Below are 23531 nucleotides of genomic sequence, written 5' to 3'. Positions count from 1 at the left end.
GAATGACAGCGAAAGCTATACTGAGACAGTATGACGCAGCAATAACGCGGCAGGCGTTTACGCGTTGCCGGCGGCCCTGAATTGCGCGCCTGCGCGCTGCAGGCTTTGCGGCATGGCAAACAGCACGGCCTTGCGGTCGGCGACGGCGGCGTGGAATTGGTCGAGCACGATGTTGATGGCGGTGAGCCCGCCCTCTTCGATCGCGCCGTGATCGAAGCAGCGCAGCGTGTCGCGCAGGATTTCGTCAGCCTCGGTTTGCATCTGGTCGAGCTCGTCGGTCGTCTCGCTCTTGCGCGCCGCCGCGATCAAGTCGAACAGGCGGTCGCGCAAATGGCTGTTGTTGTCGCGCTCGTCCTTCTTGAGGTAGCCCGCGAACCAGGCGCCGATCGAGCCCATCGCCGAGAGCGCCATCAGCGTCCACCAGATGTAATCGCTGTATTTGTCGAGGAAGGTCTTTTCCTCGCCGTCGACGAAGGCGGCGGCGCCCGGATGCACGGGGATCACCGCATCCTTGTCGGTGTCGGGCGTCTCGATCTTCGCCGCCATCGGGAATTCCGCCACCAGTTGCTGGCGCACGGCGAAGAGCTGGCGCGTGAACGCCGCGATGGTGGTATCGGACACACCTTTGCGCGCCACGATGTGGTGCGAGAAGCTGATGGTCTTGACCTCGTCATCGGGGCGATCGGGCGAGCCGCCATAGGTGCCGGCGGGAATCTCCGATGCTTCGTAGACGGGATGGTTTTGCGCGATCGCGTCCGCGGAATCGATCGCGAGGAACGTCGGCGTGCCGCTGTCCTTGGCGGAAGCCGCGATCGCATCCGACGTGATCTTGCTGTTGACGGGGCCGGCTGCGAGATAGGCATCGGCCTTCTGGGCCTTGATCGCCTCGGCGGCTTCATTGGCGGGGAACTGTATGACCTCGACCTTCGCGGGATCGACGCCGTATTGCTGGAGGATCACCTTGAGCAAATTGACGTTGGCCTGGGTTCGGCCGATCACCCCGACGCGATGGCCGGCGAGCTGCGCGATCTTGGTGATCTTCGCGCCCTTCTTCTTGCCCTTGCCGGGCACGGACCACAGCACCACGACGTTCTTGCGCAGGGTCGCAACGGCTTGCGCGTTCTTCGGCACGTCGACGTCGCCGCGCACGATGGCGAGATCGACCTTGTTTTCCGCGAGCGCATCGGCGCTGGCGGTGGCGCCGTCGGTCTGGATCGGGCGTAGCCGCACAAAGCTCTTGTGCTGCGCGAAAGCCTGCGTCAGCGCCTGCACCACCTTGAGGTCGTCGCTATTGGCCGGACCGACCGCGATCTTCAACGTCACCGGCCGCATCGCGAAGTAGTATCCGCCGACGAGCGCGCCGATGATCGCAAGCACCAGCGCCAGAGACACGAGCGCCGTCTTCCGCGCCGCTGATCGCGGCGAAGGCGGGGTGGGCGCTTCGGCCAGGTCCAATCCCCCGGTCATCGATCTCCCAAACAGGCGCTTGAGGCTCAGTTTCATCTTGGCCAGCGATTTACACCTATAATCATAGCAAATTTCTTGTCCCGCGGGGTTACATCTCCGTCATGGTTAGCGGATGGACGAAATCCGGTCTGAACCAGGGCCATATGCACGGTGTTAGGGTAAAGTTCCCCTGAAAATGGAGGCGATCATGGCAGAGCGGCTGACGCCGGAAGCACGCAAGCAGGCACTGGGCGCCATACCGGGCTGGACCGAGGTTCAGGGCCGCGACGCCATCGGGAAGACCTTTGTCTTCAAGGATTTCAACGAGGCGTTCGGGTTCATGACCCGCGCGGCGCTGGTTGCCGAGAAAATGGATCACCACCCCGAATGGCGCAACGTCTACAAGACAGTGGAGGTGGTGCTGTCGACCCATGACGCCGGCGGCGTCACCAAGCTCGACATCGAGCTCGCCAGGACGATGAACACGATCGCCAAGCTGACAGCTACCTGACACCTTGCGAGGATCGGCTGCATCCCCATGTTGTGATCAGCAGGAGATGCGGCCATCTGCCGCCCCTGGCTGAACGGGGAGTTTGTCGAACATGGCTGCCGAACACAGCGTCGGCTTCGAGCCGGCCGATCGGCTCGCGGAGGATCATGAGAGCGTGCGCCGCCGTTTCTGGCGCAAGCTGAAGCGTGTCGCCGCGCAATTGCCGTTCGCGGAAGACCTGCTCGCGGCCTATTACTGTGCGTTCGACCGGCAGACGCCGCGCCATGTCCAGGCGTCGCTGCTCGGAGCGATCGCCTATTTCATCCTGCCGTTCGATTTCGTCCCCGACGTGATGCCGATCCTCGGCTTCACCGATGACGCCGCCGTGCTCGCCACCGCCATCCGCATGGTCGCCAGCCACATCACGACGGAGCACCGCGAAGCCGCCCGCGCCGTGCTGAAGCGCGGGGTGGATGGTGCGGAGGCGGCGCAGTAGGCGTTGTTGGCGACACGCCGTAGCCACGCCCACCGCTGTCATTCCCCGCGACCCGGCTACGCCAAGGCTTCGCCGGGGTTGCGGTCCAGGGCCGCCGAAGCTTTAGCGTAGGCGGCAGGCGGGGAATCCAGTACGCCGCGGCCTCTCGATTCAATCACTGACGTCACGGAGTACTGGATCGCCCGGTCAAGCCGGGCGATGACAGCGAGTGTGTGGGTGCCGCTTGCGACACCATCGGCCGCAATGCCGCTCGTTACTTCTTCTCCGCCCGCGCGTTCCCCGCGTCCCACGCCTGGAATTGCTTGAACAGCGTTTCCCTGTCTGCGTCGGACACCTTCTGGGCCGCAGGGTTCTGCTTGAGGAACGCCTCGAAGCGCTGCCGGGTCACCGGTTCGACGCCGTGCTTGTCGAGCCATTGCTGCGCCACCGGCAATCTGTTCCAGCCCGTCAGAGGTGCCGGGAGCGAGACTTCCTTCCACTTGGGATGGAAAGGCGGGTTCTGCAGGGTCGGGAATTTCGTGAAGAACGCATCCACGAACAGCGCAAGCTTACGGTAACGGTCGGTGTTGGGCGCCCAGTTGTAGGCCGCGAGCACCGCCGGCACCGCGATGGTGTCCACGTTATCGCCTTCCTTGATCAGGTTCGGATAGTCCTTGGCGGTCAGCGTCGCCGGCAGATAGTCGCTCTGGAGCGGCTTTGCATAGTCGACCCCCGCGAGGTGGAAGCGGCCGTCATTGCTGAAGGTCGACACTGACTTGTACGGCTTGCCGCCGACCACGATGACGGCGTCGATCTCGCCGGCTTTCAGCTTCTCCATCGCGATGCGCTGCTCGACATAGACGAAGTTCGCCTTGATCCCGAGCCGTTCGAACACGGTGAGCGCGGTGACGAAGGTGCCGCCGTTCGGCAGGTCGACGCTGACGGTCTTGCCTTCGAGGTCCTTGAGCGTCGCGACCGATTTCGGTGCGATCACCTGCATCTCTTCATTGTAGAGCTTGGTCACATAGGTGAACTGCTTCTTGATGTCCTTGGCAAAGCCCTTGCGCTCGAGATAGTCGAGCGTATCCGCCCGCACGATGCCGAGATCGACGCCTTGCAGGAACAGAATGTCGGCGACGCTCTGCACCGAGCCGCGGCCGACGATTGGCAGCACGCGGATCTTGTTGCCGTCGTCGAGTACGGAGGCGAGGTCGGCGCCGAACTGCACGTAGGTGCCGCCGATCGTGCCGGTGATCAGCGTGACCGTATTGGCGTTCAGCGACTGCTTGGTCGAGGTCGAGCCGAACTGGAAGATGGCCTTCAGGCCGTCCGAGACCTTGGCCGGATCGTATTCGGTCTGCTCGGCGCGTGCCGCGAAGGCACAGATCGTCATGATGGCGGCAACCGCCATTCCCAAAGCGTTACGCATGATACCCTCTAAAAAGTTCTAGTTCTGAAGCTGAGCGAGGCGCTGCCGCGCCTCCGCCGATCCGAGTGCCGCGGCCTTCTGGTACCAGTCACGCGCGACGGTCGCGTCGCCGGCGATGCTCCGCGCGTCGCTGGTGCCCAGCACGGCCGGGTCGTAGGTCTGCGCCAGCAGAAACGCGGCCGTTGCATCCTGTGCATTGGCCGCGCGCTCAAGCAGCAGGCGGGCTGCAACAATATCGCCGATCCTCAACAGGCTCTTCGCGCGTGTCATCAGCCCGGCCAGCGTGTCGGCATCGAGCGTCTTGGCTAGCGTCTTGGCGGGCGGAGTGGGCGCCGGCGGCGCCGCGACGGGTGCGGGCGCAGGTGTGGGTGCCTGGGCTTGCAGCGCCGTCTGATAGGCGGTCGCGATCGCTTCGCGGCTCGGCGTTGACGGTGCAGGGGGAACCTGCGTGTCGGCGCTCGCCAGCCTCGTGTTGGTCGCGCGGTCCGAATCCTTCAGCGAGCTCTGCGTCATGGCCGGCGTGTTGGCCGACGCCATGGCTTGCTCCGGCGCGATGCCCATCCAGCTAACGGCATTGGCGGGGAAGAGGCCGCGAAAGTCGGACTGATACAGTGTGACCAGAATTGCCAGGGTGGATGCCGTCAGAACGGCCGCGAGAACACGCGGGACAATTCTGGAGCGCACCTCAATGGGCGCATATTCGCCTGGGTCCGGCGCACCGAGCGGATCGGACAGGAAGAGTGGAATTGGATCGTCCTGCGAAAGATCGGCCCGCGCGGCGCGCGCACGGATAAAGGACGCGGTCGGCGGATGTGATGTGGCTCGATCGGAGTCGAACGCCTTCGACTCCTTCGACGGGCGATGTGCCGTCGTCTCCATGGTCATGCTCCCCATTACCAACGCAACGCAGGGGCAATTCGGCTTAAGTCTTCTTGCTTTTGTCCAAAGTGTCCCGCAAATGGAACCGGTAAAACGCAGTTGGAATCAGCCCAAAAAACGACGACGGTTTGCGCGAATTAGGAAATATTTGGGTTTGATTGAGGCGGAGCGGAGGAATGCACCACGATTTTGGCGGTGATGGTTGAGGAAGGTTTTCCTAGATTCCGCTGGCTTTGACCCCGGGGCATCCAGTGGGCCGCGGCGTCTCGGCTGAAATCTCTGGCGTCTCTGAAATCTGGACCGCCCGCCTCAGTACGCAATTGCGCAGAAGGCGGGCGACGACGGTCGCATATGTGGCGAGTGCGTGTGGCAGGCAAGCGCTGCGGCTCACACCATCACGGATGCAGGATCACCTTGCCCATGGCCTGGCGTCCCGCCAGGACCTTCAGTGCGTCGGCGGTTTGTGCCAGCGGGAAGGTGCGGTCGACATGCGAGGAAATCTTTCCTTCCGCGGTCCACTTCACGAGCTTCTCGAGATTGGCGCGGTTCTTGGCCGGGTTGAGCCGGGTCCACGCGCCCCAGAACACGCCGCGGATGTCGCAGCCCTTCAGCAGCGCGAGGTTCAGCGGCATCTTCGGAATGTCGCCGGCGGCAAAACCGATGACCAGGAAGCGGCCTTCCCAGGCGATCGAGCGCAGTGCCTGCTCGGCATAGGCGCCACCAACCGGATCGAAGATGATGTCGACGCCCTTGCCGCCGGTGAGCCTGCGCAGGCCCTCTTTCAAATCTTCCTTGCCGTAGTTGAGCGTCAGCTCGGCGCCATGCGCTTTCGCGAATTCGAGCTTCTCGTCCGACGAGGCGCAGGCGATCACCTTCAGGCCCATCAGCTTGCCGAGCTCGCAGGCGGCCAAACCGGTGCCGCCGGCTGCGCCCAGCACCGCGAGCGTCTCGCCCGGCTTCGGGCTCGCGCGGTCTTCCAGCGCATGCAGCGCGGTGCCGTAGATGATGATGATGCCGGCCGCGCGGTCATAGTCGAGATTGTCGGGAATCTTGACGATCGATGCCGCCGGCAGCGCGATCTTTTCGCGCGCGCCGTTGTGGCCGCAAGACGCGACGACGCGATCGCCGACCTTCAGATCAGTCACGCCGGGACCGATGCTCTCGATCACGCCGGCAACTTCGGCTGCGGGCGAGAACGGGAACGGTGGTTTGATTTGGTACTTGCCCTGAATCATCAGGATGTCGAAAAAGTTCAGCGCCGCCGCCTTGATCGCGATCACCGCTTCGCCGGGACCTGCCACCGGATCCGGCACGTCGGCAAGCACGAGATCATCGGGCTGGCAATATTGCGAGCAGAGGATGGCTTTCATGGCGGCACCTTCTTGAGAAGTAAGCACTGGGCGTTTCGAGCGGAATTATAGTTGATTGGGTTTTGCCGGATTTAGGCACGGGCGACAATCCGGATTCTTTGTCTGAGGCTACGCGCCGGCTTATCCTCGTCATTGCGAGCGAAGCGAAGCAATCCAGAGTCCGTCCCGCGGAAATAGTCTGGATTGCTTCGTCGCTTCGCTCCTCGCAATGACGGCTTACGTGGAAAGAGGATTCAAACGATGTTTGAAACAGGTCTGCTCAGGGACAAGCGCATCCTCGTCACCGGCGGCGGCTCCGGCCTCGGCGCCGCGATGGGACACCGCTTCCTCGCGCTCGGCGCCGAGCTCGTGATCTGTGGTCGCAAGCTCGACCGGCTGGAAGCAACGGCGAGCGAGATGCGCGCACAGACCGGCGGCAAGGTCACGACGATGGCTTGTGATATTCGCGACGGCGCTGCCGTCGAGAGCATGATAGACGCGATCTGGCGCGAGGCGCCGCTCGATATTCTCGTCAACAACGCTGCCGCAACCTTCATCGCGCAGAGCGAGCATCTGTCGTTTCGCGCGGCCGACGCGATCCTCGCGCCGACGCTGCATGGCGCGATGTATTGCACGCTCGCCGCCGGCAAGCGCTGGATCGACGGCAAGCATGGCGGTGTCGTGCTGTCGATCCTCTCGACCTCGACTATCACCGGCCGCGCCTTCACGGTTCCCTCGGCGATGGCGAAGTCGGCGGTGCTGGCGATGACCAGGAGTCTCGCGGTCGAGTGGGGCCCGAAGGGCATCCGCACCGTCGCGATCGCCCCGGGCCCGTTCCCGACCGCAGGCGCCTCGGGGCAGCTCCGTCCCGAGGGCCGCGACGAAGGCTGGACCGCCCGGAACCCGATGGGGCGTACCGGCGAACACAGTGAGCTCGCCGACCTCGCCAGTTTCCTGGTCTCGGACCGTGCCGGCTATATCAATGGCGAGATGGTCGTGATCGACGGTGGCGCCCATTTGCGCAGTTCCGGCGCCGAGGATTTGTTGCGCTGGACCGACGCCCAATGGGCCGAGCAGCGCGCTGCGCGATCCAAAGGCTGAGCCGCTAACTGCCTTCCCAAATTGGACTTTCCCGGTTATCCCTGCCGGGGGACAAAGCGCGGCCGGGCCATCTTCCAGTCACAATATTGAGGGAACCACTCCAGCATGTGGCGGGTGCTGATTTTAGCCTTGATGACGGGCGTTATGGCCGTGGGAATCACCGATTCCGCGCGGGCGCAGACGACGCAACCGGCGCCCAAAGCCGCGCCAAAGGCGGCTGCACCGGCGGCCAATACAGCTCCAAAGACCGCAGCAAAGCCCGAGAGCAAGCCGGTGGCTCCAGCCACGGCGGTTGCGGGCGGCGCGGAGCCGACCCTGATCGGCCAGTTCGGCACCTGGGGCGCCTATTCGGCCACACCCAACGGCAAGAAGGTCTGCTTCGCGCTGGCCAAGCCGTCGTCGTCGAAGACCAACCCGCCGAACCGCCCGCGCGATCCCGCCTATGCCTTCGTTTCGACCCGGCCGGCGGAAAAGGTGAACAACGAAGTCTCTGTCATGATCGGCTATGCGCTGAAGCCGGGCTCGGAATCCTCGGTCGAGGTCGGCGGCGCCGCTTTCGCGATGTACACGCAGGGCGACGGCCTCTGGATCAAGAACGCGGCCGAGGAAGAGCGGATGGTCGAGGCCATGCGCAAATCCGCCGATCTCGTGGTCAAGGGCGTCTCGGCCAAGGGAACGGAGACGACCGATACGTTTTCGCTGAAGGGCCTCGCCCAGGCGCTCGACCGGATCGCCCAGGATTGCAGGCGGTAGGACTGCCGGCGTTAAGCCTGAGGGCGGCATCACGGTCGCAATCGGCGGTTCCGGTTGCTATATTGGGGTATCCCAAAGGTGCAGCCGTCATGGCCGGGCTAAAGCGCGAAGCGCGTCTTCGCACCAGATGTCCCGGCCATCCACGCGCTAGCAACGGGTGGAACAGAACGTGGATGCCCGGGACAAGCCCGGGCATGACGAGAGATATCAGGCAACCAATGCAACCGACGACCGAGCCGCACAACGCAATCCTGGTGGAGAAGACTCCGCTCGAAACCTATGTGCCGCCGGCCAGGCCCTCGCTGATCGGCCTGTCGCGTAGCGAGCTTGCCGACCGCCTCGGCGAGATCGGCGTCGCGCCCGCGCAGCGCAAGATGCGCGTCCAGCAGCTGTGGCACTGGCTCTATTTCCGCGGCGCCCAAAGCTTCGACGATATGACGTCGATCTCGAAGGGCATTCGCGCCGAGCTCGCGCAGCATTTTACGGTCGACCGTCCCGAAGTCGTGGCCGAGCAGATCTCAAACGACGGCACCCGCAAATGGCTGCTGCGGCTGCCGAGCGGCGACAACGTCGAGCGCGCGCATGAAGTCGAGTGCGTCTACATCCCCGAGACCGATCGCGGCACGCTTTGCGTCTCCTCCCAGGTCGGCTGCACGCTGAACTGCTCCTTCTGTCACACCGGCACGCAGCGGCTGGTGCGCAATCTCACCGCCGGCGAGATCGTCGGACAGGTGATGGTTGCGCGCGACCGCCTCAATGACTGGGCCGATCGCGAGGACGGCACGCGCCGCGTCACCAACATCGTGATGATGGGCATGGGCGAGCCGCTCTACAATTTCGACGCGGTGCGCGACGCGCTGCTCATCGTCGGCGACAATGAAGGCATCGGCATCTCCCGTCGCCGCATCACGCTGTCGACCTCGGGCGTCGTGCCGAACATCGTGCGCGCGGGCGACGAGATCGGCGTGATGCTCGCGATCTCGCTGCATGCGGTGCGCGACGAGCTGCGCAACGAGCTCGTGCCGCTCAACCGCAAATATCCGATCAGGGAGCTATTGCAGGCCTGCCGCGACTATCCCGGCGCCTCGAATGCACGCCGCATCACCTTCGAATATGTGATGCTCAAGGGCGTCAACGATTCGCTCGACGATGCCAAGCTGCTGGTAAAGATGCTCAAGGGCATTCACGCCAAGATCAATCTGATCCCGTTCAATCCCTGGCCCGGCACGGCCTATGAATGCTCAGACTGGGACCAGATCGAGAAATTCTCCGAATACATTTTTAATGCCGGCTATTCTTCGCCGGTGCGCACCCCGCGCGGCCGCGACATCCTCGCCGCCTGCGGCCAGCTCAAGTCGGAGACCGAGAAGCTCTCGGCCCGCGAACGTCAGGCGCTGCGCGCCATGGCGATGACGGATTGATAGTTCATGCCTTCGCTCTCGCATTCTCGTCATTGCGAGCGCAGCGAAGCAATCCAGATTCCCTCCGCGGAGACAGTCTGGATTGCTTCGTCGTGGAGCCTGTCATCCGGCCCGCCGAAGGCGGGACCGGGTGGCTCCTCGCAATGACGGCGAGGTGAGCTTTCCCGTCATGTCCCTGATCGGCCGCCTCATCGTCATCTTCATTGGCTTCCTCGCCGCCTGCTTCGTCGGCGGCATGATCGTCGTCGTCGCGCTGTTGTTTCCGGAGTTTGCCGATCTCGGCGCCGGTCCGGTCGACCAGGGCGCGATCGACATTCTGCTCGGCTTCGGCTTCATCTTCGTCTCGGGCTTTGCGCTGGTTCCGGCGGCGGTGATCGTCGCGATCACCGAAGCGCTCTATATCCGCAGCGCGCTCGCTTATGCCGTGGGTGGCGGCGTAGTTGGCCTAGCCTGCTATCTCGGCCTCATCCCCTTCCACTCCGATACGCTCCAGTTCGAAGGCATCGTGCGGCGGCATCTGGAGATCATGACGGGCGCGGGCATCGTCTCCGGCGTGGTCTACTGGCTGATTGCCGGCCGTAACGCCGGCGCCTGGCGCAATCCGCCGCCCCCGCACAAGCCGCCTCCGCCGCTGCCGTCGAATTCGCGGCCGGATGCGCGATGAGTCGCGCCGCTTCCGGGGTTTTCATCTCCTCCCCACTCCGCTAAACCGCGCGCCATGAACCGGACTGGACTCTTCATCGCCCTGGCGCTGTGGCTTGTGATCGGCGTCGTTTTCGGCCTCTATCCCGAGCTCGATCTCAAGCTCGCCGCACTGTTCTTCGACCCCGAGACGAAGACGTTTCCGCTCAAGCTGAATGAGTGGGCGGGCGTCGCGCGCGACGCCGCCATGTGGGTCGCCTGGGCATTCGTGCTGCCGCCGCTGGTCGCGCTTGTGGTCAAGATGATCCGACCCGACCGGCCGCTGATGGTATCGGGGCGCGCGATCGTATTCCTGCTGGTCACCATCATCATGTCGGCAGGCATCCTCACCAATCTCACCTTCAAGACCTATTGGGGACGGCCGCGTCCGGTGGTGGTGACTGAGTTTGCCGGCGACCAGCAATTCGTGCCGTGGTGGGATCCGCGCGGCGATTGCGCGCGCAACTGCTCGTTCTTCTCGGGCGAGGGCGCGACCGCGTTCTGGACGCTGGCCCCTGCTGCGCTGGCGCCGCCGGCATGGCGGCCGCTCGCCTATGCCGGTGCGGTTGTGTTCGGCATGGTCACCAGCGGGCTGCGGATGGCCTTCGGCGGCCACTTCTTCACCGATGTCTCGATCGCCGGCCTCGTCACCTTCGTCGTGATCTGGTTCGCCTACGCGCTGATTTACCGCTGGCCGCGGACCCGGTTCTCGGACGAGGCGATCGATGCCGCCCTGACCCGGCTGAACATGCCCGCCTACCGGCTCCGCCAGCGCCTGTTCGGCCGCAAGACAGGCCCCGAGCCGTCGATTTGAGCCATTAAATGCGTGCCGAGGCGCGCGAAATTTGATATTCGCGCGGTCAACCCACGAACGCCATCCGCCCCTTGAGACCCGATTGGAAGCCCCATGACCACGATCCTGAAAAGCCTGCCCAAGGGTGAGAAAGTCGGCATCGCTTTTTCGGGCGGTCTCGATACCAGCGCGGCGCTGCTCTGGATGAAGCAGAAGGGCGCGCGCTGCTACGCCTACACGGCCAATCTCGGCCAGCCCGATGAAGCCGACTACAACGAGATCCCGCGCAAGGCCGAGGCGTTCGGTGCCGAGAAGGCGGTGCTGGTCGACTGCCGCACCCAGCTCGTCCACGAGGGCATCGCCGCGATCCAGTCGGGCGCCTTCCACATCTCGACCGGCGGCATCACCTATTTCAACACCACGCCGCTCGGGCGCGCCGTCACCGGCACGATGCTGGTCGCGGCGATGAAGGAAGACGGCGTCAACATCTGGGGCGACGGCTCGACCTTCAAGGGCAACGACATCGAGCGCTTCTACCGCTACGGCCTGCTGACCAATCCATCCTTGCGCATCTACAAGCCCTGGCTCGACCAGCAGTTCATCGACGAGCTCGGCGGCCGCGCCGAAATGTCGGCGTTCATGACCGCGCAGGGCTTTGCCTACAAGATGAGCGCGGAGAAGGCGTACTCGACCGACAGCAATCTGCTCGGCGCCACGCATGAGGCCAAAGATCTCGAAAGCCTCGACAGCGGCATCAAGATCGTCAACCCGATCATGGGCGTGCCGTTCTGGCGCGACGACTGCAACGTCAAGGCCGAGAAGGTCGTGGTGCGTTTCGAGGAAGGCCAGCCTACGGCGCTGAACGGCCAGACCTTCAGCGATCCCGTCGCGCTGTTCCTCGAAGCCAATGCGATCGGCGGCCGCCACGGCCTCGGCATGAGCGACCAGATCGAGAACCGCATCATCGAGGCCAAGAGCCGCGGCATCTACGAGGCGCCTGGCATGGCGCTGCTGCACATCGCCTATGAGCGCCTCGTCACCGGCATCCACAACGAGGACACCATCGAGCAGTACCGCATCAGCGGCATGCGCTTGGGACGCCTGCTGTATCAGGGCCGCTGGTTCGATTCGCAGGCCCTGATGCTGCGCGAGACCGCGCAGCGCTGGGTCGCACGCGCCGTCACCGGCGAGGTGACGCTGGAGCTGCGCCGCGGTAACGATTATTCGATCCTCAACACTGAGAGCCCGAACCTGACCTATGCGCCGGAACGGCTCAGCATGGAGAAGGTGGAAGACGCCGCATTCACGCCGGCCGACCGTATCGGCCAGCTCACCATGCGCAATCTCGACATCGCCGACACGCGCACCAAGCTGAAACTCTACACGGATACCGGCCTGCTGTCGGGCAGCGAAGGCTCGCAGATCTTCCGGCTGGAGAACGACAAGAGCTGAGGCCTTTTTGGGCTGAGGCCTTTTGTCGCCCGACCGGGCGACGCGCGACTTAATGACGGTGTCATTCTCGATCGCTAGCTTTCCGTTCCTGTTGGGAACGGATTGCGGAGCATCGAGCATGGTCAAGGGATCGGCACTCGCCTCACTTATCGCCCTCTGTTGGACAACGTCGCTGTCGGCGCAGACGATCTATCCGATCGATCGTGCCGAGATCCTGGCCGGCGCCCTGTTCGACTTCAAGGTCGAGTTTCCCGGGCCGGTCGATCCGGCCAGGCTGAAGGTGACCGTGAACGGCGCGGACTATGCTGCCGCGTTCGGACGTAGCGGGACCTTCATCGATCGCGAGGACGGCAAGGACCAGTCGGCGCTGATTTTGCGCGACGTCACGCTGGCCAAGCCCGGCACCGTCACGGTGGATGTCAGCGATGGCACGCAGCAGCGCAGCATCGCATGGACGGTCTACGACACGGGGCCACGCAAGGCGAAGAACGTCATCCTGTTCATCGGCGACGGCATGTCGCCGGCGCATCGGGTCGCGGCGCGAATCCTGTCGAAGGGGATTGCGGAAGGCAAGAGCCGCGGCAAGCTCGCGATCGACGACATGCCCCACATGGCGCTGGTGGCGACCGCGGGCTCGGACTCGATCATTACGGACTCCGCGAACTCGGCGAGCGCCTATGCGACCGGCCACAAGAGCGCCGTCAACGCCCTGGGTGTTTACGCGGACCGTACCGCGAGTCCGTTCGACGATCCCCGGGTCGAAACCATCACCAGCCTTGTCAGGCGGCGGCACGGCATGGCGATCGGCATCGTCACCAACACCGAGATCGAAGACGCCACGCCCGCCGCGATGGTCGCGCACACGCGCCGTCGCGCCGCCTATGACGAGATCGTCGAGCAGTTTCTCGCGGCGAAGCCGGATGTGCTGATGGGCGGCGGCAGCGCGAATTTCCTGCCGAAGTCCGCGACCGGCTCCAAACGCAAGGACGAGACCGACTACATCGCGAAGTTCCGCGACGCAGGCTATCAGGTTGCGACGACTGCGAGCGAGCTCGGAGCCTCGGCCGCAAAGCCGGAGACAAGCAAGCTGCTCGGCCTGTTTGCGACCGGCAACATGGATGGCGTGCTCGACCGCAAATTCCTCAAGGGCGGCGGCGTCAAGAAATTCCCTGAACAGCCTGATCTGACCGATCAGGTGCAGGCAGCGCTGAACATCCTCTCCAAGAACGAGACCGGCTTCTTCCTGATGGTCGAATCCGGACTGATCGACAAGTATGCGCATGTCCTCGACATGGAGCGCGCCGTCTACGATACGATCATGCTCGACAACGCAGTGCGCCAGACGCGCGAATGGGCACGGGCGCGCGGCGACGACACCCTCATCCTGGTCTTGGCGGACCACAATCATCCCAACAGCCTTGTCGGCACGGTGAACGACGACATGGGCACCACGCCCAACGTGCCGCTGCGCGAGCGCGTCGGCGTCTACGAGCAGGCCGGATTTCCCAATTATCCGGCGCCGGATGCCGAGGGCTATCCGTCACGCATCGATGTGAGCCGCCGGCTCGCCATCTTCTCGGCCAGCCTGCCCGATCACTACGAGACGTTCCGGCCGAAGCTCGACAATCCCAACGAGCCGACCGTCAAAGCGGGCGACGACGGGACCTTCAAGGCCAACGACAAATACAAGGACGTCCCCGGCGCGGTGCTGCGCCCGGGCAATCTGTCGGCGATGATCGGTGCCAGCGTGCATTCGGGCGAGGACGTCATCCTGACGGCCACTGGCCCGGGCAGCGAGCGCGTGCACGGCTCGATGGACAACACCGAGGTGTTTCGCGTGATGGTCGATGCACTTGGACTCGCCGCAGCGCAGTAGGAGCAGTCGCGTGCCGCGCGACATTATGCGGCACCACCTCGCATGAGACCGGAAGGAGGTTGAAACGACCGAATGAGTGGGGCCTCGCAGCGACGGAGCGACCAATGGCGAAGTACAGAGACAATCTGCCTCAGCGCCACGGCGGCATCTTCCTGACCGACGGCGGCATGGAGACCACCCTGATCTTTCACAAAGGTCTGGAACTTCCTCACTTCGCTGCCTTCGTGTTGCTCGAGAGCGAGGCCGGCCGCTCGCATCTGAGGCAGTATTACGAAGCTTATCTTGCGATCGCGCGTCAGCATGGGCTCGGCTTCGTGCTCGACAGCCCGACCTGGCGCGCCAATCCTGATTGGGGTGCCAAGCTCGGCTACGATGCGGACGCGCTCAAGGCCATCAACATGCGCGCAGTTCGCTTTCTCGAGGAATTGCGCGGCACATGGGAGACCTCCGGCCTGCCCTGCGTGATCAACGGTGCGATCGGTCCGCGGGGCGACGGCTACAAGGCCGGCAACATGGATGCGATGGAGGCGATGGACTATCATTCGTCCCAGATCGCCTCCTTCGCCGAGGCAGGCGCCGACATGGTCACCGCGTTCACGCTGAACAGCGTCAATGAAGCCATCGGCGTGGTGCGTGCTGCAAAGATGCACGCGATCCCGGTTGCCATCTCCTTCACGGTCGAAACTGACGGTTGCCTGGTCAGGGGAGAGACCCTGCGGGAAGCGATCGAAATCGTCGATCGTGCAACGGAACGTGCTTGCGAATATTTCCTGATCAACTGCGCTCATCCGACCCATTTCGAGAGTGCCCTCCAAGCCGGCGAGCCATGGGTCGAACGCATTCATGGCGTGAGGGCCAATGCGTCGGCCAAGAGTCATGCCGAGCTCGATGAGTCCGAGGTGCTCGACAGCGGCGATCCCGCCGATCTTGGCCGCCGTTATGTGGCGCTCAGGCGGGCATTCCCGCGCATGCAACTGCTCGGCGGCTGCTGCGGCACCGATCACAGGCATGCCGCAGCCATCTGCGCTGCCTGCGTGCCGCTTCAGGCAGCGGGCGCCTGATCCAAACAAAAATGGCCGGGATTGCTCCCGGCCATTTTGCATTTGTGCTTCGCCTCAGCGCGGCGGCGCGGTGCCGGGCGGGGGCGGCGGCAGCGAGGCCTGGCCACCGTTGAGCAGCGGCGTGATGTTGCGGACGGTGACGCGCCGGTTGATCAGGCTCGGTCCTTGCGTCTGCTCCTTCAGATACTGCTCGCCATAGCCCTGCGAGGTCAGGTTCTCGGCGGGCACCCCGAACTGCTGGGTCAGCAATTCGGCCGCGGACTGCGCACGGCGATCCGACAATGACAGATTGTCGACCTCGTTGCCGACCGCGTCGGTGTGTCCCTCGATCAGGAACACCGCACGCGGGTTGCGCTGGATCGCACGGTTGAGACCGTCGGCGATCCCCTGCAGCCGGGCCGCCTGGTCCGGCGGGATGGTCCACGAGCCCGTCTCGAAGGTGATCGTGTTGACGTCGATGCTCGGCATCTGCATGCGAACATTGGGGCTGTAGCGGATCTCGTCGAGCGTGTAACGCCGATCGATCCGCTGTACCGGCGGTGCCTCCATGGTCTGGTAGATCAGGTCCGGCGATGCTTCCTCGGCGTCGACGATGTAGCGATCGTAGGGAATGTTCACGACCGGCGGCGGCGCATCGACATAGAAGCCGCCGACCGACCGCGGATCGCGGTAGCTGTTGTCGATGATGATGATCTCGCGCCCGCCGGGGTCCCTGCGGATTCGCCGCAGCAACGAACCGTCGGGACCGACCACGGTGATGACCTCGCTGCCATCAGGACGGATCACGACCGTGCGGGTTTCGCCGCCGACGGTGTCGGTGCGGATGTCGCGGGCGCCATAGCGGAAGCGATAGAGGTCGTTGCCGCGGACGTAGGCCTGCCCGCCCGGATCGCGGATGATGATGCGATCCGGTTCGGTGTAGACGGTGCGGCCGCCTTCGATGGCCTCGCGTCGCTGGTTGTGCAGGTCGGCAATGGTGGCTCCGATCACGGCACCGGCCACCACGCCCGCACCGATCGCGAGCGGTGTCAGGTCACGCTGCGGCGGGCGCGGCGGAGGTGGCAGCGGTGCGACGACTGTCGGCCTTGCCTGGAAGGCAGGCGTAACCGTCGGCGGAGCGAATTGCGCCCGGTTGGGCGGCGGCGTTGCGGCCGCCGAGCCCGGGACTGTGCTCGGAGCTGCGGCACCGGCGGGCGCGCCCGCGGGAGGCGTTCCACCCTGTTGACCAGGGGTCGGCGTCGCTGCCGGGGCTGCGCCGGGGGCGGGCGTCGGTCCTGCGCCGGGACGGCCGGGCAGCGGCGTCGGAGCGCCACCGGGGGCCGGCGTGGCCGTTGGAGTGGGCGCGGCACCGGGGGCCGGTGTCGGTGATCCTGCAGCCGGAGGCGTGCCGGGACGTCCGCCGGGCGGCGGGGTGCCCGGGCGTCCAGTCGGCGGTGCGCCGGGCGTGGCGCCCGGTGCCGGCGTTGCTGTCGGCGCAGGTGTTGCCGTCGGAGTAGGCGTGGCGGTCGGTGCAGCCGCGCCAGGGCGGGCCGCAGGCGCGGCCGGTGAAGGCGACGGCGTAGCCGCAGGTGCCGGTGCCGGTGCCGGACGTGCGGGAGCTGCTGCGGGCGGCGTTGCTGCTGCCGGCGGAGTCGGAGCGGGACGCGCGGCAGGCGGAGCTGCGGCGGGAGGCGGCGTCGGCGTGTGCGGCTGCGCGGCCGGGGGCGGCGGAGTTGGCGCAGGCGCATGCTGCTGGGGTGCCGCAGCCGGAGGCGGCGACGGCTGCTTGGGACCTGCCGGCGGTGGGGGTGGCGGCGGAGGCGGAGGTGCCGGACGTGCCGCAGGCGGAGGAGGCGGTGGTGGAGTCGGGCGCGACGGCGCGGCGGCCGGCGGCGGCGGAGCGGGAGGATGCGGAGGTGCAGCCGCGGGCGGCGGCGCCGTGGGGCGCGCAGGAGCTGCGGGCGGTGCCGCGGCCGGAGGAGGTGGTGCTGCGGGACGTGCGCCAGGCGGCGGTCCCTTCGGTGCTTCCTTCGGAGGCTGCTTCGATTTGTCGGTCTCTGGTGGTGGTGTCTGCGCCTGCGCGACCACGAGCGGTGGCGCGCTTTGCGCATGCGATGCGGAGCTTGCGAATTGCATCGCGGTCAGAGCCGTCGTTGCAAGCAGCACGAAACGAAGGTTGGTCATGATGGTGAACTTCCCCGGAAGGTTCTTTGACGAAGTGTCGGGATGAACGGCTACGCGTTAGGCCGGAATGTGGCGGGCGAAGAGGTCGCGGCCCGATTTATTTCTGCACGCAAATCACCTCACTATGGTGACGTTCATTGCGCATTCAGACGCAGGTTGCAATTGCCTCATATGTGATGCTTCGCCTCACATATGATCGCGCAGCGAACTTGCATCCGTCGCGGGATTCGGCGTCAGCGGTCCGTTCTGTCCGCGCGATGGAATCTCTTCCGGCACGTGGCCCGGCAATTCGTCGGGCCGCGGTGATTCGCCGGGCTCGCGCACGGGCGGCGCGATTTCAGGCTGCGGATTGCCCGGCGGAATTCCAGGCGGCGGCTCGGTGGGAGTGCCGGGCGTCGACGGTGGAATCTCGGGCGGTTCGATCGGCATCGGCATCATCGAGGTCAGTTGTCTGGAGAATGACAACGATGATGCCGCGCCGATGTTCCTTGTCGTGTCGTGCCTGAACGCGCGCTATTCCGGCGCGTGGCAGACGGCCTCGATGTTGTGTCCGTCAGGGTCGAGCACGAACGCGCCGTAGTAGTTCGCATGATAATGCGGGCGGATGCCGGGCGCGCCGTTGTCGCGGCCGCCGGCGGCAATCGCTGCCTTGTAGAAGGCATCGACCGTGGCGCGATCCTTGGCGAGAATCGCGATATGCACCGGCTTGTTCATCGCGCCTTCCGCACCGAACCAGAGGTCCGGCTTGCCGTTGGCGCCGAAGCCGGCGGCTGCGGCGTGGCCGGTCTGCTCCGCCGTTACCTCCATGATCAGGCTGTAATCGAGCGGTGCCAGCGCCTTGGCGTAGAACGCTTTCGCGCGCTCATAGTCGGAGACCGAAAAACCCAAATGGTCGATCATCGCAAATCTCCCTTGCTCACGGTTAGCGCGACAGGAACGTATTGCTCCGTGTCTTGCGCGCGATCGCAAAGCCGCGCGCGACCATGTCAGCGATACAATCCTGCTGCCATTCGTTTTGTGACAGATGCTCGATCACCACCGCGCGCGGCCACAGCGATTGCGGCGCGTCGCGGAAGAAGCCGATCAGCACGCGGTCCTCGAAGCCCTCGACGTCGATCTTGAGCGAATCGACTTGGCCGACGCCGGCCTCGTCCAGAATGCGCGTCAGCCGCAGCGACGGCACCTTGATGGCCTCCGCGCTGGCCGTGCCGGTGACGACGTGCGTGGCGCCGAGATTGCCGCCGCCGCTCTCGATCATGAGCTCGCCGTCGCTGTCACCGGCGGCAGCCTGCACCAGGCGCACCTGCGTCGTCTTCGACGCGGCGTGGTTGAACGAGAGCCGTCCAAACGTCATCGGATGCGGTTCGATCGCGACCACCTTGCCATTGGCGCCGACCTGCTGCGCCATCACCAGGGCAAAGGTGCCGACATTGGCGCCGACGTCGACGAACACGCCGCCTGCCGGGGTGTGTCGGCGCAGGAAGTCGAGCTCGTCGAGATTGTAGTCGGGATTGAACAGCGCGCCGCGCTCGGTCGCGCTGCCCTGGTGATAGAAGCGGAACGAGGCGCCCTGGTACTGCACATCGATCGGCCCGCCGCGCATCAGGTTGACCAGCCGCGACATCCACGGGCGGAACGCACCGCGCTTCAGCCCCGACTGTTGCGCAAGGCGGATGATCGCAGCCTGCGCCGCGTTCGGCGCAAACGCGCCGAACGGCGCGGATGAAGGGGCGTTGTCGGGCGTCAAGCAGGCGATCCTCGTTGCAAGCGGCGCATGCATAGCCGGTTTTGCGGGGGACTCCAACGCTCCATCACAGGTGTCGTCCCGGGGCGCGAAGCGAGCCCGGGACCCATAACCCCAGGGAAGAGTTGTGACATGGGACTGGCAACTACGGGGCCTCGCCAAACTCAATCCTGTGGCTATGGGTCCCGGGCTCGCGCTTCGCGCGCCCCGGGACGACAGAGCCTCTTACGCCGCCTTTTTCGGCGCCGCCTTGCGCTGCCTCAGGAATCGCCCAAGCAGCTTGCGCTTGCCCTTGCGCGGGATCAGGTCGATATCGCTGACGAGTTTTGCGCCGCCCTTGCGGCGTTCCAGCACGATCTTGCGGCTGTGGAAGGCTTCCAGCTCGACGCGATGGGCGACGCTGACGATGGTCGCCTTCGGCAGCTCGTCGGTGACCATCTGCATCATCTTGTCCTGGCTCTTCTCGTCGAGCGCGGAGGTCGCTTCATCGAGCACGACGATGTCGGGATTGTGCAGCAGCAGCCGCGCGAAGGCGAGGCGCTGCTTCTCGCCGCCTGACAGCGTCTGGTCCCACGGTCCCTCTTCCTCGATCCTCTCCTTGAGGTGGTCGAGGCCGACCTTGTGCAGGGCCTCGCCGATCTCCTCAACGCTCCAGTCGTCCTCGGCGCCGGGATAGGCGACGGCGCGGCGCAGGCTGCCGGACGGCACGTAAGGCCGCTGCGGCAGCATGAACAGGCGCCGGTCGGGATGGAAATTGACGCTGCCGCCGCCCCATGGCCAGAGCCCCGCGATGGCGCGCACCAGCGTGCTCTTGCCGGTGCCGGATTCACCGGCGACGAGCAGCCGCTCACCCGGCTCGATCACCACCTCGGTTTCGCCGACGACGGCGGTGCCGTCATCTAACGTGACGGAGAGATCCTTCATCTCCAGCATGGCGTCGTTGCCGGTCTCGCCGCGCTTGATGCGGCCGAGGCCGTCGCCCTGCTCGGCGCGCTCCAGGCCGTCGAGCGACATCATCAGCGAGGCGATGCGGCGCGCGCAGGCGTTCCAGTCGGCGAGCCTGGGATAATTGTCGACCAGCCAGCCGAACGCGCTCTGCACGATGGTGAAGGCGGAGGCCGCCTGCATCACCTGTCCGAGCGTCATGCTGCCGTCGAGGAATTTTGGCGCGCAGAGCAGGAGAGGGACCACGGGAGCGACAAGGCTCGAGCCTTGGGAGACCAGCGTTGTGCGCATGTGCTGGCCGGCCAAACGCGCCCACTGCCGCAGCACGTTGGTGAAATTGCGGTCGATGCCGCCGCGCTCCTCCTCCTCGCCGCCGAGCAGAGCGATGCTCTCGCCGTTCTCGCGCACGCGCGTCAGCGTGTAGCGGAAATCCGCCTCGGCTTGGTTCTTGTCCTCGGAGACCTGCACGAAGCGCCGGCCGATCACCAGGATCGAACCGGAGGCGATCGCGGCGTAAAGGATCGCGGCGATGACGAGGAAGCCGGGGATGGTGATGGCAGAGCCGCCGAGCGTGACCGTGAGCGCGCCGCCGATGGTCCAGAGCACGATGATGAAGGTCGCAGCCGACAACAGCGCCGACGTGACGCCGGCGAGGAAATCGACCGGCGAATCGGTCGCGATGCGCAGATCCTCGGCGATCCGGTATTCCGGGTTCTTGTGGTCGCCGCCGACCAGGTTGAGCTGATAATAGCGCCCATTGGCCAGCCAGCGCGTCAACACGCTTGCCGTGAGCCAGGCGCGCCAGCGGCGCTGAATTCCCATGCGCGCGAACACCTGCGCGACGCCAAGCACGATGCTGCCGATCGCGAGCGGGAAGAACACCGCCGTGAGATGGAAGACGGTGGCCGCCTCGCGCTTCTCGATGGCGTCGAAGATCGCGCGATTCCAGACATTGATGCCGTATTGAAAGCCGACGGTGAGGACGATCAGCACGACGAGGCCGATCGAGTAGAGCCACGCCAGCCGGTCGCCGTTGCGGCCCCAGAAGCCGCGGGCGCTGATCCAGAAGCGCGTCAGCAGATAGTCCTTGCGAACCTGCTCGGCCTCCTCGGGCGAGAGTGCAGGATCGGGCTCAATAACCTCCGGCGGCGGCGGCGTGACCTCGTCGCCGTTCTCGCCCTTGATCTCGACAATGGGGGGCTTCCTGCCCTGTTCGCGCTTTGCGGCCGGCTTGTGCATGAGCGGATAACGCGAACCAAATCAATCGGTTCCCGTTGGTTCCGCGCCAGCCTCACTCGGCTGCGCCGTCGCGGACCGGCCGGAGCCGCGCGGCCCGATGGAGAACGCGCGACAATTCCTCGATCGAATAGGGCTTTTGCACGAGATCGAAGCCGGCGGCGCCATCTTGTGAGAGGGCCTGACTGTAGCCGGTGGTCAGCACGATCGGCACGCGAATGCCGCGGTCGCGGATCGCCTGCGCCAGATCGAGCCCGGTCATCCCGGGCATCACCACGTCGGAGAACACGACGTCGAAGCGCTCTGCGTCCACGGTGAGCTCGGCGAGCGCGTCGGTGGCGTTGTCCACCAAAGTGATGCTGTAACCGAGCTCGGTGAGGCCGTCGGCCGCGAAATTGGCGAGCTCGATATTGTCCTCGACCAACAGCACCGACATGCCACTGCCGGCCACCGCCGGTGCGGTGTTGGGCGCCTGCCGCTGCGGCAGCAGGTCTGCCGGCACGCGCGGCAGATAGAGTGAGAAGGTGCTGCCCTGGCCGACCTCGCTCTCGACGGTCACCTCGCCGCCGGATTGCCGGGCGAAGCCGAACACCTGCGACAGGCCGAGACCGGTGCCCTGGCCGACCTGCTTGGTGGTGAAGAACGGCTCGAAGATGCGCTCCAATCGTGCGGCGGGAATGCCGATGCCGGTGTCGCTGACGGCGACACTGACGAAGCCATCGCTGCCTGCAAGATCATGGCTGCCCGAGGCGTGCACCAATGTATCGGGTACGGTCGCCGCCGCCTGCACGGCGAAGGTGATCCTGCCTTTGCCCTGCATGGCGTCGCGCGCATTAGTCGCCATGTTGATCAGAGCCGTCTCGAACTGGCCGGCATCGGCCTTGACGAGACAGGGCTCGGTCGGCAGCCGGATTCCGATCTCGATCGCCGGCCCGAGTAGCGTGGCGAGCATGTCGTGCAGCGACTGCATCCGCTCCCCGACGTCGAACACTTCCGGTTTCAGGGTCTGGCGCCGCGCGAACGCCAGCAGCTGCGAGGTCAGTTTGGCGGCGCGCGCGACCGCGTCCGCGATGGCATTGATGTAGCGCTGCCGCCGCTCCTCGCTCAGCTGCGGCCGGTTCAACAGGTCGACCGAGGCGCGGATCACGGTGAGGAGATTGTTGAAGTCGTGCGCGACACCGCCGGTGAGCTGGCCGAGCGCTTCCAGCCGCTGGCTGTGCTTGAGCGCCTCCTCGGCCTCGCGTCGCGCCGTGGCCTCGGCGTGGAGATGCTGGGTGCGCCGGAACGCGAGCGCAAGCAGCAGAAACAGCAGCGCCGTGGCGGGAATGCCGAACACCAGATGCTGGCCCATGGTGGCGAGCCAGCGCGCGCGGATCGCCGAGGTCTCGAGCCCGGCGCTGACATAGATCGGATATTCGGCGACGCGTCTGTAGCCGACGCGCCGCTCGATTCCGTCCGACGGCCAGGCGATGGTGATGAGGCCCTGCTCGGGGTGAGCGGCGATCTGCTGCCCGACCGGCCCAGTCGGATCGAGCCGGAAGTCGCGGTCGAGCCGGGGAAAATGGGTGAGCACCACGCCGTCCGTGCGTCCCATGGCGAAGAAGCTGCCGCGATCAGAGCCGATCCTGGCATAAAAGCTCTCGAAATATTCCGGCAGGACGGAGGCCTGGATGACGCCGATGAAGCTGCCATCGTCGGCTTCGCGGCGCCGGCTCATGCCGAAGAAGCGTGCTCCCTGATAGGGCGGACGCGGCGTCAGGGCCGCGCCGACGAACGTGCCAATGTTCTGGTCGACGTGGGCGTAGAAGTAATCGCGGTCCGCAAAACTCAGATCCTGCGGTGGCGAGGCGAGGCTGTTGACCAGCGATTTCCCGTTCGCGTCGAAGATCCAGGCCGATTTGAGCTGCGGCAGCGCATCGGTCAGCCGTTTCAGGCGCCGGTGCAGCGCCGGTTCACGCGAGCGGATGACCTCGTCGGGGAGGCTGCGCACGACCTCGTTGAGCTCGGCAAGGCTGCGGTCGATGGTCTCGAACACCTTGAGCGCGTGCTCATGGGCGACATCGAGCGTGCGCTCGATCTCGCGGTCGGCGATGTCCTTTGTCGACGTGTAGGAGATCGTGGAAGTGAAGACGAACAGTGCAATCGGCAGCGCCAGGGATGCCGCCATCATCCACTGCAACAGTCTCAGCGAGTTGCGTTGCGCGCCCTGCACAGTCGCTCCGGTCCGTGACCGGAGA

General features: G+C 65.3%; 20 protein-coding genes. 10 read left to right on the top strand and 10 right to left on the bottom strand.

What is annotated here, in order from left to right; all coding sequences use genetic code 11:
- Nucleotides 1-57: 57 nt before the first annotated feature.
- Nucleotides 58-1503 (bottom strand): TAXI family TRAP transporter solute-binding subunit, encoded by a 1446-nt coding sequence (locus CT676_RS03650; protein ID WP_085402976.1) that lies wholly within the window; start codon nt 1501-1503, stop codon nt 58-60.
- A 151-nt stretch (nt 1504-1654) separates the two neighbouring features.
- On the opposite strand from CT676_RS03650, the gene CT676_RS03645 reads away from it, so the two are divergent.
- Both CT676_RS03645 and CT676_RS03640 read left to right on the top strand, forming a co-directional pair.
- A complete protein-coding gene (locus CT676_RS03645) occupies nt 1655-1957 on the top strand; it encodes a 4a-hydroxytetrahydrobiopterin dehydratase (RefSeq protein ID WP_028152804.1) in 303 nt (100 codons plus the stop codon).
- A gap of 91 nt (nt 1958-2048) precedes the next feature.
- The gene (locus CT676_RS03640; protein WP_085402974.1) at nt 2049-2432 is read left to right on the top strand and encodes a YkvA family protein; all 384 of its coding nucleotides are present in this window, start codon (nt 2049-2051) and stop codon (nt 2430-2432) included.
- 253 nt (nt 2433-2685) lie between these two features.
- On the opposite strand, the gene CT676_RS03635 is transcribed toward CT676_RS03640, so the two are convergent.
- From CT676_RS03635 to CT676_RS03625, 3 genes are all read right to left on the bottom strand, one after another.
- Complete coding sequence (locus CT676_RS03635; protein WP_135213903.1) at nt 2686-3840, bottom strand: TAXI family TRAP transporter solute-binding subunit; 1155 nt, start codon at nt 3838-3840, stop codon at nt 2686-2688.
- 18 nt (nt 3841-3858) lie between these two features.
- Nucleotides 3859-4719 (bottom strand): hypothetical protein, encoded by an 861-nt coding sequence (locus CT676_RS03630; protein ID WP_135213902.1) that lies wholly within the window; start codon nt 4717-4719, stop codon nt 3859-3861.
- Between the two features lie 395 nt (nt 4720-5114).
- Nucleotides 5115-6089 carry an NADPH:quinone oxidoreductase family protein gene (locus CT676_RS03625; protein WP_135213901.1) on the bottom strand — a complete coding sequence of 325 codons (975 nt, stop codon included), beginning with the start codon at nt 6087-6089 and terminating at the stop codon, nt 5115-5117.
- Between the two features lie 240 nt (nt 6090-6329).
- Between CT676_RS03625 and CT676_RS03620 the strand changes: the two genes are divergently transcribed.
- The 8 genes from CT676_RS03620 to CT676_RS03585 all read left to right on the top strand — a co-directional run bounded on the left by CT676_RS03620 (nt 6330) and on the right by CT676_RS03585 (nt 15206).
- A complete protein-coding gene (locus CT676_RS03620) occupies nt 6330-7169 on the top strand; it encodes an SDR family oxidoreductase (protein WP_135213900.1) in 840 nt (279 codons plus the stop codon).
- 105 nt (nt 7170-7274) lie between these two features.
- Nucleotides 7275-7922 carry an invasion associated locus B family protein gene (locus CT676_RS03615; RefSeq protein ID WP_071908694.1) on the top strand — a complete coding sequence of 216 codons (648 nt, stop codon included), beginning with the start codon at nt 7275-7277 and terminating at the stop codon, nt 7920-7922.
- Nucleotides 7923-8140: 218 nt separating this feature from the next.
- Nucleotides 8141-9343 carry a 23S rRNA (adenine(2503)-C(2))-methyltransferase RlmN gene (rlmN, locus tag CT676_RS03610; RefSeq protein ID WP_135213899.1) on the top strand — a complete coding sequence of 401 codons (1203 nt, stop codon included), beginning with the start codon at nt 8141-8143 and terminating at the stop codon, nt 9341-9343.
- Between the two features lie 169 nt (nt 9344-9512).
- Complete coding sequence (locus CT676_RS03605) at nt 9513-10007, top strand: hypothetical protein (RefSeq protein WP_063980357.1); 495 nt, start codon at nt 9513-9515, stop codon at nt 10005-10007.
- 54 nt (nt 10008-10061) lie between these two features.
- Nucleotides 10062-10838 (top strand): phosphatase PAP2 family protein, encoded by a 777-nt coding sequence (locus CT676_RS03600; RefSeq protein WP_135213898.1) that lies wholly within the window; start codon nt 10062-10064, stop codon nt 10836-10838.
- 93 nt (nt 10839-10931) lie between these two features.
- On the top strand, nt 10932-12269 hold the full coding sequence (gene argG, locus CT676_RS03595; RefSeq protein ID WP_085402962.1) for an argininosuccinate synthase: 1338 nt from the start codon (nt 10932-10934) through the stop codon (nt 12267-12269).
- Nucleotides 12270-12387: 118 nt separating this feature from the next.
- Nucleotides 12388-14145: an alkaline phosphatase gene (locus tag CT676_RS03590; protein WP_135213897.1), complete on the top strand. Its 1758-nt coding sequence runs from the start codon at nt 12388-12390 to the stop codon at nt 14143-14145.
- Nucleotides 14146-14249: 104 nt separating this feature from the next.
- A complete protein-coding gene (locus CT676_RS03585; RefSeq protein ID WP_071908688.1) occupies nt 14250-15206 on the top strand; it encodes a homocysteine S-methyltransferase family protein in 957 nt (318 codons plus the stop codon).
- Nucleotides 15207-15260: 54 nt separating this feature from the next.
- On the opposite strand, the gene CT676_RS03580 is transcribed toward CT676_RS03585, so the two are convergent.
- The 6 genes from CT676_RS03580 to CT676_RS03555 all read right to left on the bottom strand — a co-directional run bounded on the left by CT676_RS03580 (nt 15261) and on the right by CT676_RS03555 (nt 23506).
- Nucleotides 15261-17369, bottom strand: a complete 2109-nt coding sequence (locus CT676_RS03580) for an OmpA family protein (protein ID WP_135213896.1) — start codon at nt 17367-17369, stop codon at nt 15261-15263.
- Between the two features lie 186 nt (nt 17370-17555).
- Complete coding sequence (locus CT676_RS03575; RefSeq protein WP_063980365.1) at nt 17556-17798, bottom strand: hypothetical protein; 243 nt, start codon at nt 17796-17798, stop codon at nt 17556-17558.
- Nucleotides 17799-17882: 84 nt separating this feature from the next.
- Nucleotides 17883-18269, bottom strand: coding sequence for a VOC family protein (locus CT676_RS03570; protein WP_028158603.1), 387 nt, complete (start codon nt 18267-18269; stop codon nt 17883-17885).
- A gap of 22 nt (nt 18270-18291) precedes the next feature.
- Nucleotides 18292-19116, bottom strand: coding sequence for an FkbM family methyltransferase (locus CT676_RS03565; protein ID WP_167767930.1), 825 nt, complete (start codon nt 19114-19116; stop codon nt 18292-18294).
- Nucleotides 19117-19338: 222 nt separating this feature from the next.
- Nucleotides 19339-21297, bottom strand: coding sequence for an ABC transporter ATP-binding protein/permease (locus CT676_RS03560; RefSeq protein ID WP_135213894.1), 1959 nt, complete (start codon nt 21295-21297; stop codon nt 19339-19341).
- Between the two features lie 52 nt (nt 21298-21349).
- Nucleotides 21350-23506, bottom strand: a complete 2157-nt coding sequence (locus CT676_RS03555; protein WP_135213893.1) for a hybrid sensor histidine kinase/response regulator — start codon at nt 23504-23506, stop codon at nt 21350-21352.
- Nucleotides 23507-23531: the final 25 nt, after the last annotated feature.

This window comes from Bradyrhizobium sp. MOS001 (assembly GCF_004634465.1).
Lineage (GTDB): Bacteria > Pseudomonadota > Alphaproteobacteria > Rhizobiales > Xanthobacteraceae > Bradyrhizobium > Bradyrhizobium barranii.
Note: the sequence above shows the minus strand (reverse complement) of the source record. Positions and strands in the feature narration are given on the sequence as shown.